This window comes from Mesorhizobium sp. WSM1293, from assembly GCF_000513875.1.
Classification (GTDB): Bacteria; Pseudomonadota; Alphaproteobacteria; order Rhizobiales; family Rhizobiaceae; genus Mesorhizobium; species Mesorhizobium ciceri.
In genome coordinates this window covers 70,839-86,874 of record NZ_AZUV01000005.1, presented here as the reverse complement: position 1 = coordinate 86,874, position 16,036 = coordinate 70,839, and the positions used below count along the sequence as shown (strand labels likewise).

General features: G+C 63.0%; 12 protein-coding genes. 2 read left to right on the top strand and 10 right to left on the bottom strand.

What is annotated here, in order from left to right; all coding sequences use genetic code 11:
* Positions 1–261: 261 nt before the first annotated feature.
* Positions 262–3,213 (top strand): DNA polymerase I, encoded by a 2,952-nt coding sequence (polA, locus tag M729_RS0108305; RefSeq protein ID WP_027161312.1) that lies wholly within the window; start codon positions 262–264, stop codon positions 3,211–3,213.
* Positions 3,214–3,365: 152 nt separating this feature from the next.
* On the opposite strand, the gene M729_RS0108300 is transcribed toward polA, so the two are convergent.
* The 8 genes from M729_RS0108300 to M729_RS0108265 all read right to left on the bottom strand — a co-directional run bounded on the left by M729_RS0108300 (position 3,366) and on the right by M729_RS0108265 (position 11,331).
* A complete protein-coding gene (locus M729_RS0108300; protein ID WP_013529546.1) occupies positions 3,366–3,770 on the bottom strand; it encodes a Fur family transcriptional regulator in 405 nt (134 codons plus the stop codon).
* A 194-nt stretch (positions 3,771–3,964) separates the two neighbouring features.
* Positions 3,965–5,011 carry an L-glyceraldehyde 3-phosphate reductase gene (mgrA, locus tag M729_RS0108295; RefSeq protein ID WP_027161311.1) on the bottom strand — a complete coding sequence of 349 codons (1,047 nt, stop codon included), beginning with the start codon at positions 5,009–5,011 and terminating at the stop codon, positions 3,965–3,967.
* A 120-nt stretch (positions 5,012–5,131) separates the two neighbouring features.
* Positions 5,132–6,274 (bottom strand): Gfo/Idh/MocA family oxidoreductase, encoded by a 1,143-nt coding sequence (locus M729_RS0108290; protein WP_027161310.1) that lies wholly within the window; start codon positions 6,272–6,274, stop codon positions 5,132–5,134.
* Between the two features lie 11 nt (positions 6,275–6,285).
* The gene (locus M729_RS0108285; protein ID WP_027161309.1) at positions 6,286–7,032 is read right to left on the bottom strand and encodes a sugar phosphate isomerase/epimerase; all 747 of its coding nucleotides are present in this window, start codon (positions 7,030–7,032) and stop codon (positions 6,286–6,288) included.
* A gap of 53 nt (positions 7,033–7,085) precedes the next feature.
* A complete protein-coding gene (ugpC, locus tag M729_RS0108280; protein ID WP_027161308.1) occupies positions 7,086–8,183 on the bottom strand; it encodes a sn-glycerol-3-phosphate ABC transporter ATP-binding protein UgpC in 1,098 nt (365 codons plus the stop codon).
* A gap of 5 nt (positions 8,184–8,188) precedes the next feature.
* Positions 8,189–9,121: a carbohydrate ABC transporter permease gene (locus M729_RS0108275; protein ID WP_024504414.1), complete on the bottom strand. Its 933-nt coding sequence runs from the start codon at positions 9,119–9,121 to the stop codon at positions 8,189–8,191.
* A gap of 2 nt (positions 9,122–9,123) precedes the next feature.
* Positions 9,124–10,011, bottom strand: coding sequence for a sugar ABC transporter permease (locus M729_RS0108270; RefSeq protein WP_024504415.1), 888 nt, complete (start codon positions 10,009–10,011; stop codon positions 9,124–9,126).
* 81 nt (positions 10,012–10,092) lie between these two features.
* Positions 10,093–11,331, bottom strand: coding sequence for an ABC transporter substrate-binding protein (locus M729_RS0108265; protein WP_013529539.1), 1,239 nt, complete (start codon positions 11,329–11,331; stop codon positions 10,093–10,095).
* 404 nt (positions 11,332–11,735) lie between these two features.
* Between M729_RS0108265 and M729_RS01000000134770 the strand changes: the two genes are divergently transcribed.
* Positions 11,736–12,791 (top strand): LacI family DNA-binding transcriptional regulator, encoded by a 1,056-nt coding sequence (locus M729_RS01000000134770; RefSeq protein ID WP_013529538.1) that lies wholly within the window; start codon positions 11,736–11,738, stop codon positions 12,789–12,791.
* Between the two features lie 17 nt (positions 12,792–12,808).
* Here the strand turns inward: M729_RS01000000134770 and gndA are convergent, their stop codons facing one another.
* Both gndA and M729_RS0108250 read right to left on the bottom strand, forming a co-directional pair.
* Positions 12,809–14,236, bottom strand: a complete 1,428-nt coding sequence (gene gndA / locus M729_RS0108255) for an NADP-dependent phosphogluconate dehydrogenase (protein WP_027161307.1) — start codon at positions 14,234–14,236, stop codon at positions 12,809–12,811.
* Between the two features lie 148 nt (positions 14,237–14,384).
* Positions 14,385–16,022, bottom strand: coding sequence for a copper resistance CopC/CopD family protein (locus tag M729_RS0108250; RefSeq protein WP_032808164.1), 1,638 nt, complete (start codon positions 16,020–16,022; stop codon positions 14,385–14,387).
* Positions 16,023–16,036: the final 14 nt, after the last annotated feature.

Here is a 16,036-nt window from a genome sequence, read left to right as displayed (position 1 = left end):
ATGCGGCAGCCCGGAGAGGGGGGATAGGCTGCCGCAAGTGTCCGGGATAGGCGGGGGACGGGCCTTGCTCCGGACTCGGCGAAAACTGCCGATAACGTGTATTTGGGTCTCTGAACGTGGCGATTCAAGGGCACGAAAATTACAGTTTTGTAACATGGGCGTGAGCAGGGTGACGGCGATCTGTCAGGGTGTTGCCGGAACCGATAGTCGAGGCTGCCTTTGGCATGGACCAAGCCGCCGCGCCGCGCTATCCCTGCCGGCATGAAAAAAGGCGATCATCTCTTCCTTGTCGACGGCTCCGGCTACATCTTCCGTGCCTATCACGCGCTGCCGCCGCTGACCCGCAAATCCGACGGCCTGCCGGTCGGCGCCGTTTCCGGCTTCTGCAACATGCTGTGGAAGCTGATGCTCGACGCCCGCAATACCGATGTAGGCATCGTGCCGACGCATTTCGCCGTCATTTTCGACTATTCGTCAAAAACCTTCCGCAACGACCTCTACCCCGAATACAAGGCCAACCGCTCGGCACCGCCGGAAGATTTGATCCCGCAATTCGGCCTGATCCGCCAGGCGACCAGGGCGTTCAACCTGCCCTGCGTCGAGATCGAAGGCTACGAGGCTGACGATCTGATCGCCACCTATGCGAGGCTCGCCTGCGAAGCCGGCGGCGATACCACCATCATCTCCTCCGATAAGGATTTGATGCAACTGGTTGGCGATACGGTCGCCATGTACGACCCGATGAAGGACCGCCAGATCGGAATTCCGGAGGTCATCGAGAAATGGGGCGTGCCGCCGGAGAAGATGGTCGACCTGCAGGCACTGACCGGCGATTCGGTCGACAATGTGCCTGGTGTGCCCGGCATCGGGCCGAAGACGGCGGCGCAATTGCTCGAACAGTTCGGTGACCTCGACACGCTGCTGGCCCGGGCCGGCGAGATCAAGCAGGACAAGCGCCGGGAATCGATCATCGCCAACGCCGACAAGGCGCGCATTTCTCGTCAGCTGGTGACGCTGATGAACGACGTACCGGTGACCGAGGGTCTGGAGGATTTCGTCCTGCACGCGCCCGACGGCCCGAAGCTGATCGGTTTCCTCAAGACCATGGAATTCACCTCGCTGACCCGCCGTGTCGCGGAAGCGACCAGCACCGAGGCCGGCGACGTCCAGGCCGTCGCGGTCACCGTCGAACGCACCGATCATGCCCATGGCCCGGACGTTGGCGCCGGTTTGCCGCCGGCTGCCCGGAACGCGCCTGGCACTGAACCGGACGAAGCCGGCGGGACGGCGGAGACGTCAAAACAAGGCGATACCCCCTCCCTGCTCGCGGCACTAAGGCTGGAGCGCGCGGCCACCGGCAAGATCGACATTTCGGCCTATCACTGCATCCGCGATATCTCGACCCTGAAAGCCTGGGTCGCCGAGGCACGGGAGGCTGGCATCGCCGCCTTCGACGTCAGGGCGACATCCGCCGATCCGATGCAGGCGGAACTGATCGGCATGGCCATCGCCACGGCTCCCGGACGCGCCGCCTACATTCCCTTCGCCCATATGAGCGGCAATGGCGACCTGCTCGGTGGTGGCGCGCTCGAAAACCAGATTCCGCTGCGCGAGGCGCTGGCGGTGCTGAAACCGCTGCTCGAAGACAGATCGGTTCTCAAGATCGCGCAGAACCTGAAATACGATCTTGTCATCATGAGCCGCTACGGCATCGATGTCGCACCGTTCGACGACACCATGCTGATCTCCTACGTGCTCGATGCCGGTACGCCCCATGGTCACGGCATGGATGCGCTTGCCGAGAAGTGGCTCGGTCATACCCCTCTCCAGCTCAAGGACGTGACCGGCTCGGGCAAAAGCTCGGTCGGTTTCGATCAGGTCGACATCGACAAGGCGACGGCTCATGCCGCCGAAGACTCCGATGTGACGCTGCGGCTCTGGCTGGTGCTGAAACCGCGGCTTGCCGCCAAGGGCCTGGTGTCTGTCTATGAGCGGCTGGAGCGGCCGCTGGTGCCGGTGCTGGCGCGCATGGAACAGCGCGGCATCTCGGTCGACAGGCAGATCCTGTCGCGGCTCTCCGGCGAATTGGCGCAGGGCGCCGCTCGCCTCGAAGAGGAAATCTACCAGCTCATCGGCGAACGCATCAACATCGGTTCGCCAAAGCAGCTCGGCGACATCCTGTTCGGGCGCATGGGCCTGCCCGGCGGTTCCAAGACCAAGACCGGCCAGTGGTCGACGTCGGCGCAGCTTCTCGAAGATCTCGCCGCCGAAGGTCACGAACTGCCGCGCAAGATCGTCGACTGGCGCCAGCTGACCAAGCTGAAATCGACCTATACCGATGCGCTGCCCGGCTTCATCCATCCCGACACCAAGCGCGTCCACACCTCCTACGCATTGGCCGCGACGACGACGGGACGCCTGTCGTCCTCCGACCCGAACCTGCAGAACATTCCGGTGCGCACCGCCGAAGGCCGCAAGATCAGGACCGCCTTCATCACCGACAAGAGCCATCGGCTGGTCTCGGCCGACTACAGCCAGATCGAATTGCGGGTGCTCGCCCATGTCGCCGAGATCCCGCAGTTGCGGCAGGCTTTCGCCGACGGCGCCGACATCCACGCCATCACCGCGTCGGAGATGTTCAACGTGCCGGTCGAGGGCATGCCCTCGGAGGTTCGCCGCCGCGCCAAGGCGATCAATTTCGGCATCATCTACGGCATTTCGGCCTTTGGTCTCGCCAACCAGCTGTCGATCCCGCGCGAGGAAGCCGGCAACTACATCAAGAAATATTTCGAGCGCTTCCCCGGCATCCGCGATTACATCGAGGAGACCAAGGCCTATGCCCGCGAGCACGGCTTTGTCGAAACGATCTTCGGCCGCCGCATCCATTACCCCGACATAAGATCGTCCAACCCCTCGCTCCGCGCCTTCAACGAACGCGCCTCGATCAATGCCCGCCTGCAAGGCACCGCCGCCGACATCATCCGCCGTGCCATGATCCGCATGGAGGAGGCGCTGGAAAAAGCAGGCCTTTCGGCACGCATGCTGCTGCAGGTGCATGACGAACTGATCTTCGAGACCGTCGAGGCGGAAGTCGAGGCGACGATCCCGGTCGTGCGTCATGTCATGGAAAACGCGGCGATGCCGGCGGTCTCGATGTCGGTGCCGCTGCATGTCGACGCGCGAGCCGCCAACAACTGGGACGAGGCGCATTAGCACCAACGCAAGGTGTGTTGAGATTCAGATCAGGCCGAGCCGAAAATGGTGGATTCCGAGAACCGGAGCGGAGCGTACTTTTCGTACGTGAGCACCGGAAGCGGCAGGAAGCCGCCATTTGCAGGCCGGCATCATCCGAATCTCAACTCACCTCAAGCCGCCTCAGCCAAACACTTGGCACACGTCCCGCGAAACTCGATCACCGCCTTCTTGGCGGCGAAGCCGGTGGAGCGCACCCATTCGTCCAAGCTGTGGCCGACATCGTGGTCGGACATCTCGGTGACCTGCCCGCATGTGTCGCAAATGGCGAAGGCAGTCATCGAATGGCTGTGGTCATGCGGCTCGGCGCAGGCGACGAAGGAATTGATGCTTTCAAGCCGATGCACGAAACCTGACTTCACCAGCGTGTCGAGCGCGCGATAGACCTGGAGCGGTGCGCGAAAACCGCGCTCGCGCAATTGGTCGAGCAAGGTGTAGGCACTGAGCGGTCCGCTGGCGGTCTCGAGTTTCTCGAGCACGCACAGCTGGTTTTTCGTCAGCACATCCCTTGCCGCCATGATCCTGTTTCCAACTCGCCTTGCGTCGCTTGCGCCGCGCACAAACGATCCATGTCCCACCCAGATAGCGACGAACAGGCATTTTTGCTACTGTTTCCAGCATTCTGCCCGCAAGGCGGCCGAGAACATCGATCGGAGCGGGGCAACAGGCAGGTTGCCCGCCGTTTTTCGCTTTGCCGGCTTATCGAGCGGACCTATTTCCTCGGCGGGCCTTTGCGCTCGGCAGAAGCCGCCCACAGATTGATGTCGGATTCGCGCGCGTAGGTGTCGATCTCGGCGAGTTCGGCATCGCTGAAGTCGAGCGCCTTGAGCGCGCCGACGCAGTCCTCGACCTGCTCCGGCCGGCTGGCGCCGATCAGTGCCGAGGTCACCCTCCCCTTGCGCAGCACCCAGGCCAGCGCCATCTGCGCCAGCGTCTGTCCGCGCCTGCCGGCGATGGCGTCGAGCGCCTTGATGTTGGCGATGGTCTTGTCGTTGATGAAGGCTGTCTTCAGCGACTTGCCCTGCGACGCACGGCTGCCGTCCGGAATGCCGCCGAGATACTTGTCCGTCAGCATGCCTTGCGCCAGCGGCGAGAACACGATGGAGCCGACGCCGAGCCCTTCGAGCGTGTCGAGCAAGCCGTCTTCCTCCACCCAGCGGTTCAGCATCGAATAGCTCGGCTGGTGGATGACGCAAGGCGTGCCAAGCTGCTTCAAGATATCGGCCGCCTCGCGCGTGCGCTGCGAATTGTAGGACGAGATGCCGGCATAGAGCGCCTTGCCCGAGCGCACGGCATGGTCGAGCGCACCCATCGTTTCTTCCAGCGGCGTGTCGGGATCGAAACGGTGCGAATAGAAGATATCGACATAGTCGAGCCCCATCCGCTTGAGGCTCTGGTCGAGGCTGGCCAGAATGTATTTGCGCCCACCCCATTCGCCGTAGGGCCCGGCCCACATCTGGTAACCGGCCTTGGTCGAGATGATCAGTTCGTCGCGGTAGGCAGCGAAGTCGGTGCGCAGGATCTCACCGAAGGCGGTTTCGGCAGAACCGGGCGGCGGACCGTAATTGTTGGCGAGGTCGAAATGCGTGATGCCGAGGTCGAAGGCCTTGCGCGCGATCGCCTGCTTGGTCTTGTGCGGCGTGTCGTTGCCGAAATTGTGCCACAGGCCCAGCGAGATCGCCGGCAGCTTCAGGCCGGAGCGGCCACAGCGATTGTAGATCATTTTCTCGTAACGGTTTTCGGCGGGCGTGTAGGGCATCGGAAAATCCTCGAATGGAAACGAGCCGGTCGGCTGCATCGTCACAACGCGGCGAGTTGGCTCTGCCCCCACCCTTACCCTCTCTCCGTCGAAACGGGGAGAGGGTTGAGGTGTGCTGCCCTATTTCTTCTTCGCCAAAAGCGCCTTGGCTTCCTTGACGCCAAGTGCGGCCGGCCGTTCGCAGGTGGTCTGCATGGCGACGAACTTGCCGGTTTCGCCGGAACGCAGCAGGCCGGTCATCACGTCGACGGCGTGCAGCGCCAGCTCCATCGAACAGCGGTGCGGCCGACCTTCCGCGATCGCCACCGCCATATCGGCAAGGCCTGACGTGCGGTAGTTGGCCATCATGCCTTGCGAATGCATCTCGTTGGGCACGCCGAACGGATGCGGCCAGTTCGGCAGCTTCTTGACCGGCTTGGCCGCGACGGTGAAGCGAACGTCACCACCGAAGAAGTTCGGGTCCGGCACAAACACCGTACCCGCCTCGCCATAAAGCTCCATCGGCGCGTGGCCGTGGGCCCAGACGTCCCAGCTGGTGTTGAGCGTGATAACGGCGCCGTTCTCGAACTCCAGCAGCCCGTGGATGGTTGTCGGCGTGTTGACCGGTATCTTTTCACCCGCGCGCGGCTTTGAACTGATCGTGCGCTCCTTGGCTGGCGTCGTGGCGAAGGCCGCGACCTGCTTCACCGGCCCGATCAGCTGGATCAGATTGGTGATGTAATATGGTCCGATGTCGAGCACCGGCCCCGCGCCTGGCTGGAAGAAGAAATCCGGATTGGGGTGCCAGTGCTCCATGCCGTGGCCCATGACATGGCACGTGCCACTCGTGACCTTACCAAGCTTGCCGGTGTCGATCAGGTTGCGCACCAATTGATGCGCGCCGCCGAGGAAAGTGTCTGGCGCCGAGCCGATGCGCAGACCCTTTTTCTCCGCCCGCTTCTTAAGGTCGAGCCCTTCCTTGACCGACAGCACGAACGGCTTTTCCGAATAGACGTGCTTGCCGGCGTCGAGGACCTGCTTTGACACCTCATAGTGCACCGCCGGGATGGTCAGGTTGACGATGATGTCGATGTCGTCGGCCTTGAGCAGGTCTTCGACGGCGTCGGCGCGCAGCTTGAACTCCTTCGCCCGAGCCTTGGCCGCCTCCACGTTGATGTCGGCGCAGGCACGCATTTCAATGCCGCGAAACAGCGGCGCCAGCGAAAAATACGCCTTCGAGATGTTGCCGCAGCCGATGACGCCGATGCCAAGTTTCTTTGCCATGCTGGTTGCTCCTAATAGGTTTTGGCGGCTGCGATGGAGCGGCGGGCGAAACGCTCGATGTCGTTGGGGTTGTCCTGTTCCATGACGTAGTATTGGGCAGCACTCCTGGCACGCAACACTTTGATCAGGCCCGCCCAGTCGATGGTGCCATGGCCGACATCCGACCAGCCATCCTCATCCAGCCCCTCGCCGGGCTTGGCCATGTCCTTGACGTGGACGGCGCTGATGCGCTTGCCGTGTTTCTCGATCCACGGCAGCGGATCATCGCCGCCGCGCACCACCCAGGCAACGTCCATCTCCCAGCTGACATCGGGCGCGGATGACAGGATGTGGTCCTGCGGCACCGATCCGTCGGCAAGTTTCTTGAACTCGAAATCATGGTTGTGCCAGGCAAAGCCGTAGCCGGCCTTTTTCGCGGCGTCACCGACCTTGGCCAGGCGTTCGCCGAAACCACGCCAGCCGGCCACGTCGGATGGCCGCTGGTCGGGCATCAGGAAAGGGCAGATGAGCAGCGTGATACCGAGTGCGTCGGCGGTTCTGCGCACGCCGTCAAAATCGTTCTCGAGCGCATCGATCGAGAAATGTCCAGTCGGCATGGCAAGCCCGTTCCTGTCGAGCTCGGCGCGGAATGCCTTGGGATCATCATAGACGCCGCCGAAACCTTCGACCTGGGCGTAGCCGAGCTTGCCGAGCATGGCGAGCACACCGTCCCAGGGTTGGAAATTGCGGGCGCTGTAAAGTTGGAATGACCAATTCATCGTCTCTGTCCGTTTTGCTTGGGGATCGTCGTTGGAAGGTTGGTTCTCGGAAGCTAGATGCGTGTGCCGGTTGCGGTGTCGAAAAGCGAGGCGCGCATCGGATCGAATCCAAGCGTCACCGCCTCGTCGTTCTTGGGCGTGCGTTCCGAGGTCACTCGGACGCTGAAATTCTGCTGGGCAAGCTTCAGCCAGACCAGCGTGTCGGAGCCCATGGGTTCGACCACCTCGACATTGGCGGCCATCGAGAACGGCCAGCCGGTGCCGCTGTTCAGGCTGACATGCTCGGGCCTGATACCGAATGTGACGGGGCCGGGAGCCGGAGGCTTGGCAAAGTCGTAAGTGCCGAGCGGGATCTTGATATCCCCGGCCGCGAACCGCCAGCCGCCGTCGGCGTCTTCCAGGTGGCCATCGACGAAGTTCATTGCGGGCGAACCGAGAAAGCCGGCGACGAAGCGGTTGACCGGACGGTTGTAGATGGTCTGCGGCGCATCGAGCTGCTGGATGACGCCGCCCTTCATCACCGCGATGCGGTCGGCCAGCGTCATCGCCTCGATCTGGTCGTGGGTGACGTAGATCATGGTGTTCTGCAGCTTGCGATGCAGCAGCTTGATCTCGACGCGCAGTTCGGCGCGCAGCTTGGCATCGAGATTGGACAGCGGCTCGTCGAACAGGAACACGTCGACATCGCGCACCAGCGCCCGTCCGATGGCGACGCGCTGGCGCTGGCCGCCGGAAAGTGCGGCCGGCTTACGCTGCAGCAGCGGTTCGATCTGCAGGATTTCAGCCGCCCGCGTGATCCGCTTGGCGATCTCTTCTTTTGGCGTGCCGGCGACACGCAGCCCGAAGGACAGGTTCTTCTCCACCGTCATTTGCGGATAGAGCGCATAGGACTGGAACACCATGCCGATGCCGCGGTCCTTGGGCTCTTCCCAGGTGACGTTCTTGCCCTTGATGAAGATGCGGCCTTCGGAAACGTCGAGCAGGCCGGCAATGCAATTGAGCAAGGTCGACTTGCCGCAGCCGGACGGCCCGAGCAGCACGATGAACTCGCCATCGGCGACATCCAGATTGAGCGTCTCCAGGACGGTCACCGCGCCGAAATTCAGCGACAGGTCCTGGATCGAAACGCTGGTATCGTTGGCTGCCGTCATCGCCATCACCCCTTCACCGCGCCGGCGGCGATGCCGCGTACGAAAAGCTTGCCGGAGATGAAGTAGACGATGAGCGGCACAAGCCCGGTCAGGATGGTTGCGGCCATATTGACGTTGTACTCCTTCACGCCTTGCACCGAATTGACGATGTTGTTGAGCTGCACCGTCATCGGATAGGTGTCGGGGCGGGTGTAGACGACGCCGAACAGGAAGTCGTTCCAGATGCCGGTCACCTGCAGGATGATGGCGACGACGAAGATCGGCAGCGACATCGGCAGCATGATGCGCAGGAAGATGCCCCAGAAGCCGGCACCGTCGACACGTGCCGCCCGGAACAGCTCCTCCGGCATCGAGGAGAAATAATTGCGGAACAGCAGCGTCAGGATCGGCATGCCGAAAATGGAATGGACGATCACCAGCCCGCTGAGGCTGCCATAGAGGCCGATCTCGCGCAGGATGATGACGATCGGATAGATCATCACCTGGTAGGGAATGAAGGCGCCGACGATCAGGATGATGAAGAACGTATCGGCGCCCTTGAAGCGCCAATTGGCCAGTGCATAACCGTTCACCGAGGCGATGGCGATCGACAGCAGCACTGACGGCACGGTGATACGCACCGAATTCCAGAAGCCGCGCGAAAGTCCGTCGCAGTTAAGGCCGGTGCAGGCAGTCGACCACGCCTTGACCCACGGTTCGAAAGTGATCTCGAGCGGCGGTGAGAAGATGTTGCCGAGCCGGATCTCCGGCATGCCCTTGAGCGAGGTGACGACCATGACGTAGAGCGGCAAGAGGTAGTAGACCGCCATGACGAACAATGTGCCGTATAGGAAGACGTTGCGGCGCGAAATCACGCGGCGCGGCTTCGGGCCGTAGGGATCGGTGATGCCCTGGCGCGCGCCGGCGGCGGTGCTTGCTTGAGCGGTGATGTCTGCCATGCTCATTTGCGCCGCCCGAACTCGAGATAGGCCCAGGGCACGATGACGATCACCACCGAGAGCAGCATCATGGTCGAGGCAGCAAAGCCCTGGCCGAGGTTCTGGGCGAAGAACATATAGTCGTAGACGTATTTGGCCGGCACTTCGGAGGCGATGCCCGGGCCGCCGCTGGTCTGGGCCACGACGAGGTCATAGACCTTGACGATGCCGGCAGCGATGATGACGAGCGTGGTGATGAAGACCGGCCGCATCATCGGGATGACGATGAACAGATAGGTCTTCCACATCGGGATCCCATCCACCCGCGCCGCCTTCCAGATGTCCTCGTCAATGCCGCGCAGGCCAGCCAGCATCAGGCACATGATGAGCCCTGTGCCTTGCCACAGCGCCGCGATCGATATGCCGTAGATGACGATGCTGGAATTGTAGAGCGGATCGAAGCTGAAGCTCGTCCAGCCTAAGTCGCGGACCACATGCTGGATGCCGAAATCCGGATTGAGCAGCCACTGCCAGACCAGGCCGGTGACGATGAAGGAGAGCGCGAAAGGATAGAGGAAGATGGTGCGCAACGTGTCCTCGAAGCGGATCTTCTGATCGAGCAGTGCTGCAAGCAGGAAGCCGATGACCAGCGAGAACACCAGCGAGATCGCGCCGTAGATCAGCAGGTTTTCGATCGAGATCAGCCAGCGCGGCGTCGCCCACAGCCGGTAGTACTGGTCGAGCCCGACGAAATTCAGCCGCGGCAGAAGCTTCGAATTGGTGAAGGAATAGAGCACCGTCCAAACGGTGCCGCCGACGAAAACCACCATGGCGGTGAGGATCATCGGGATCGAGGCGACCTTCGCATTGAGGTTGCGGAACAGAAGGTTCGGGCGTTCGCTCTTGCTCATCTCGTCAGCCGGCTGGGTAAGGGCGGTGCATTCCCGGCCCTGCATTCGCAAGGCCGGGAGCGAGGTGGGTTGCCGCCAGCGTCAGTCCGCCGAAGCGATGAGGTCGGCGAAGCGCTTTTGTGCGTCTTCGACGGTCAATTCCGGCTTGGCGAAAAATTCGGCGAAAAGGTCTTCCTTCTGCTTCTGGGTGTCCTGTGAAAGCAGTTGGTCCGTCCATGGAATGACGGCGCCCTTGGCGAGGATGGCGAGGCCTTTCTTCATGCAGTCGTTCGCCGCGTTGAGATCGACGTCGCCGCGCACCGGCAGGGAACCCTTCTTCAGATTGAAGGCAACCTGCGTCTTGGGATCGAGCAGCGTCTCGGCCAGCACCTCCTGCGCCTTGCTCTTGTCGGCATCCTTGAGCAGCGGGAAGTAGAAGGCGTCGCCGCCCGTGGCTATGACCTCGTTCAGCCCAAGGCCCGGCAGGCAGGTATAATCTTTGCCGGCGGTCTTGCCGGCAACCTGGAACTCGCCCTGTGCCCAGTCGCCCATGATCTGGCCACCCGCCTTGCCGGTGATGACCAGGTTGGTCGCCTGGTTCCAGTCCTGCACATTGGTGTTCTTCGCCATCTTGCGGGCATCGTCCGCGGCCTTGAAGACCTTGGCGACTTCGGGCCCGGCGGCGAACTTGGCATCCTTGTCCTTGTAGACCTTGAGGAACGTGTCCGTGCCGCCCACAGCCGCAAGCAGCACGTCGAAGGCACCGGAGGATTGCCAGGCTTGCCCGCCGACGGCGAGCGGGATGATGCCGGCCTTCTCCAGTGCCGGCGCTGCCGCCACGAATTCATTCCAGTCCTTCGGCAACGGCACGCCGGCCTTCGCGAAGGCTTCGTTGGACAGCCACAGCCACTGCCAGGAATGGATGTTGACGGGCACGCAATAGATCTTGCCGTCGATGGTGCAGCCGTCGAGCAGGCTCTTCGGCCGCACGACATCAGTCCACTTGCCCTTGGTGGCGACGTCGGTGAGGTCGCGCATCAGGCCGGCCTGCACCAACTCTTCCGCCTGCCGGCCGTGGTTGAACTGCGTGGCGCCCATCGGATCGCCACCGGTGATGCGGCTGATCATGATCGGCCGCGCCGTGCCGCCGGAGCCGGCAATGGCGCCGTCCACCCAGTGGTTGCCGGTCGCATCGAATGCCTTGGCAAGTTCCGCAACCGCCGCGGCCTCGCCGCCTGAAGTCCACCAATGGGTGACTTCCAGGTCCGTCGCGGCCGCCTGGCCGGCAAATTGCAGTGCAGCCGTCGCCGCCAGGGCAGCGGTCAAAAATCTGTATCGCATTTCGGCTCCTCCCAGAATCTGAAACGTTACAGATTTTCGATACGGCAATTGCGCGGGCTGTGCAACCCATCAACGAAGCGCCCTCGATATTTTTTCGGGCCGCGAACAAATCCGCCTGAATGATCGCGCTTCTCATGCACTGCAGCATGGTTTGCTGCGGCGCAAACACCGAAATGCCGCCTGATACGGGCAAAAGGCGGCGGCAGGGGCGATTTCTCCTGGAATCCCAATGCGTTTCGCAAAAAGAACCATCCACCTCATGACGAGGACATACATCTCGATACTGGCAATCTGTAACGTTTCAGTATACTGACGCTTTGCCGGGGCTGGGACGCATATCGTATCGCTATGACGGCGATTGCCGACATGGCCCGCGGCTGCTATGCGCCTGACGGGCGGGACGAATGGACAGACAGCGTACGGACAAGAACGGGGAGAACTCGGCACAGGGACGGCCGACGTTGAAGACGCTTGCCTTCATGACCGGGCTCGGCGTCACCACCGTGTCACGCGCCTTGAAGGATGCTCCGGAAATCGGCGCCGAGACCAGGCGCCGCGTCCAACTCGTCGCCAAGCAGATCGGCTACCGGCCGAACCGCGCCGGCGTGCGTCTGCGCACCGGCAGGACCAATGTCATCAGCCTCGTGCTCAACACCGACCGCGAGATCATGAGCTTCGTCTCGGACATCATCTACGGCGTTTCGGAAGTGCTCGCCGAAACGCCCTATCACCTGATCGTCACGCCCTATTCCCGCTCGCAGGATCCGATGGAGCCGATCCGCTATCTCGTCGAGACCGGCTCGGCCGATGGCGTCATCATCTCGCGCACCCAACCGAACGATCCACGCGCCCGCTACATGCTCGAGCACGGCATGCCCTTTGCCACGCATGGCCGCACCGACATGGGCCTGGTCCACCCCTACCATGACTTCGACAACCATGTATTCGCGATGGAAGCCGTGCGCCGCCTGGCGAGCATGGGCAGGCGCAAGCTGGCGCTTCTGTCGCCGCCACCCGGGCTGACCTATTATGGCCACACGCTGAACGGCTTTGCCGATGCGCTGAGCGAGGTCGGCGCCAGCGAAATTCCGTTCAACACCGTTTCCATCGATCACACGATCGAGCAGATCAGGACCAGGACCGCGCAGGTGATGCGCCGCGAGAACAGGCCGGACGGCTTCGTCAGCAGCGCTGCCGCCGCGACACTGGCTATCGTCGCCGGCATTGAAGATGCCGGCCTCAAGCTTGGCCGCGACGTCGATGTCGTGTCCAAGCAGTCGTCGGACCTGTTGCACTTGTTCCGGCCGGAATTGCTCGTCGTCAACGAGAACTTCCGCCTGGCCGGCTCCGATCTCGCCCGCTCCGTGCTCGGCTGGATCGGCGGCGCCGCACCCGGATCGTTGCAGCGCCTGGTCGCCACCAGCGAGGTTCAGGCGTTCAGCCCGCCGGTTTCCGTTTAGGCTCTTGGGCCGGCTTGTCAGCCAGCCGCACCGCTTCCCCACGGCCCATGGAACGCGCCTTTGTCGTCGATACGCTCGAAGCCGTGCGCGCCGAAGAAGTCGCGTTGCGCCTGGATCAGGTTCGAGGTGCCGCGGCCTTGGCGATAGCTGTCGAAATAGGCAAGTGCGGAAGACAGCGCCGGAACCGGCGAGCCGGCCTCCGAAGCCCTCGCCACGATGCGGCGCAGCGACGGATGCGCTCCCTGCATCAGCGAGATGAAGGCCGGCGCCATCAGAAGGTTGGTCGAGGCGCCGCCCTTGCTGAAGGCTTCCGCCATGGTGTCGAGCATCTGCGAGCGGATGATGCAGCCGGCGCGCCAGATCCTGGCGATGGTCGGCATCGGCAGGTTCCAGTTGAATTCCTTCGACGCGCCGCTCATCACCGCAAAACCTTGGGCGTAGGCGGCGATCTTGCCGGCGAACAGCGCCAGTTCCAGATCTTTCAGCAAGGCGTCCTTGTCACCGGAAATCTTCGTCACGCCGATGTTGCCATAGGCCTTTTCCGCCGCCAGCCGCTCGTCCTTGATCGACGACAGAACGCGCGCCGCCACCGCCGCCTCGATCGCGGTGGCCGGGATGCCGAGCTGCTGCGCCTCGATGACCGACCATTTGCCGGTGCCCTTCTGGCCGGCGCGGTCGAGGATGATGTCGACCACCGGTTTGCCGGTCTTCGGATCGTCAGCCGCCAGCACCTTGGCGGTGATCTCGATCAGGTAGGAGTTGAGCCGGCCCTTGTTCCAGTTGGCAAACACCGTGCCGATCTCTTTCGGACCCATGCCTAGGCCGTCGCGCAGGATGCCGTAGATCTCCGCGATCATCTGCATGTCGGCATATTCGATGCCGTTGTGGATGGTTTTGACGAAATGTCCGGCGCCGTCGGTGCCGAGCCATGCCGCGCAGGGTTCGTCCTTGAATTTGGCGGAGATCGCCGTCAGCACCTTCTCGACGCGCTTCCATGAGTCCTCCGTGCCGCCGACCATGATCGACGGCCCGTGGCGTGCCCCCTCCTCGCCGCCGGACACGCCCATGCCGATGAAGGTGAGACCCGAACCGGAAAGCTCGGAGAAGCGCCGCATCGTGTCGCGGAAATTGGCGTTGCCGGCATCGATGACGATGTCGTTGGCCGACAGCACGCCACGCAGTGCCGCGATCTGTTCGTCGACCGGCTTGCCGGCCAGCACCATGATGATGATCGGGCGCGGCGGCCGGATCGCGGCGGCGAGTTCTTCAAGGCTGTAGCAGGGCACGACCATGTCCCTGAGCGCGCCGGCATTCTCGACAAAGGCATCGGTGCGCGCCCTAGTGCGGTTGAAGACAGCGATGCGGTGCCCGTGCTCGGCGATGTTGAGCGCCAGGTTGGAGCCCATCGTGCCAAGGCCGATCAGGCCGATTTCGGCTTTTTCCATCGTTTCTTCCCTGCTCTCGGATCGTTTGTTGAGACCGCGATTTTGCGGGCGATGATTGACGGGCCTTGACGCCTGCGTCAACCGCCTCGCCGAATTGTGTTGCCCGGATTGTCGGTCGTGCCCGTGTAGAGGTACCTGGCAGTCCCGCCTACGGCCTGATGTCGACGGGCGCCTCGATCTTCACCATCTGAAAATCCGAGACCAGTATGTCGATGCGCACCGTCCACCGGCCAGGCACCGGAATGACGAGGTTGTCGACGCGCCAGCTGCCGTCGCCGGGCTTGGTTGCCGTGCGCTTCAAGGGTTCGATGCCGGAATCGGGCTTTGACAGCACAAGCGTTACCTCCTTGGCGTCGAGCGGGCCGAAATCGCCGCTCATGATGACCATCGAGGCAACGACCGGGCCGGCATGGCCGGGAGTGAAGTTGAGATCGGCCATCGCTTGCAGCGCGTGGATATGGACCGACACCGGTTGCGCTGCCGCGATCGCCAGGGCTCGTGGCGGCGGTGTGAAGCGCCAGCCCGCGGCAACGCCGAAAATCGCCAACACGATCAACATCTCGACGCCGATCGAGCGGACCAGCCTGCGTTGAACTTCCGTCGATCCCGCTTCGGCCGATGCCGTGAGTTTCCAGCGGTTGACGGCAGCGAGCGTGAACAGAAAGACCAGCAGCCCGAGCTTGATCAGCAGCAGCCTTCCATAGGCGGTGTCGACCAATGCCGCGGGCGTTTGCACCTGGATGACGGCAAGCACGGTGCCGGCAGCGGCAAGCACGGCCACCACGGGCAGGATCGCCCAAGAAAATCGCCGCAGGAATGGCGTGGCCTCCGCCGATTGCCCCTTGAGCGCCAGCCCGAGTGGGACCAATGCGCCGACCCACGACGCGATGCAGACGCCATGCAGGAACACCATCGGCCGCGTCAGCCATTGCGGTTCGGCGGCACTGGCATGGCCGCTGGCAGCAAGGGCAATCCCCACCCCGGCCAGGCCGGCCAGCGCCAATGGCTTGGCGGTGGCACGGGGACCGGCCAGCGACAGCAGGCCAAGCCCCAGCGCGATCAGCGCGACCAGCACCGTCCAGCCGAAGCTGGTGCCGAGCCCGGTCCGCCAGATGACCGATTGTGCCAGATGGGAGAGCGGCGCCCCGAGTGCATCAAGCCCCTGCAATCCGAGCGACAGGGACGACGCGACCAGCCCGCTCAGGATTGCAGCTGCAACGAAGCGCTGCCCGGCACGGGCACTTCCGGCCAACCAGGCAAGCGCGAAGGCGCCGCCAACGCCGAGGAAGAGGCCGACGTAGAGAAAGATTTTGCTCGCCCAGATAGCCGACCGCAACGGCCAGTCGATGGCTTCGGATACGGCCGGCGGTTCGCTGGGCGCGCCGATGGAAAACAGCAGCGATCCGCCGACGGGATGACCGTCTGCGGAGATGACGCGCCAGCTCAAGACATGCGTGCCCGACTTGAGCGGCTGCGGATTGTCGATCTCGACGGTCTGGTCGCTGAGACGAAAGACAGTCAGTGGAACCGGCTTGCCGTCGGGCTTCACCAGCGTCAGCACCAGAGGCGAGACCGGCTCGCTGAAGGTCAGCGAGAACTGCGCCGGTCCCTGTGCCAGCACCGCGCCGTCGGCCGGGTCGGTCTTGATCAGCGCGGCATGGGCAAAGGCCTGATCTGACACGGCAAGGCTGGCAAGAAACACGATCACAGCCAACAGGCCGACGGCAAGCCGGCCGGTGCGTTTGCCGGTCATGCAAGCCGTTTGCAGGAGGGAGGTCGTGCTCATGTCACCGCCACGAA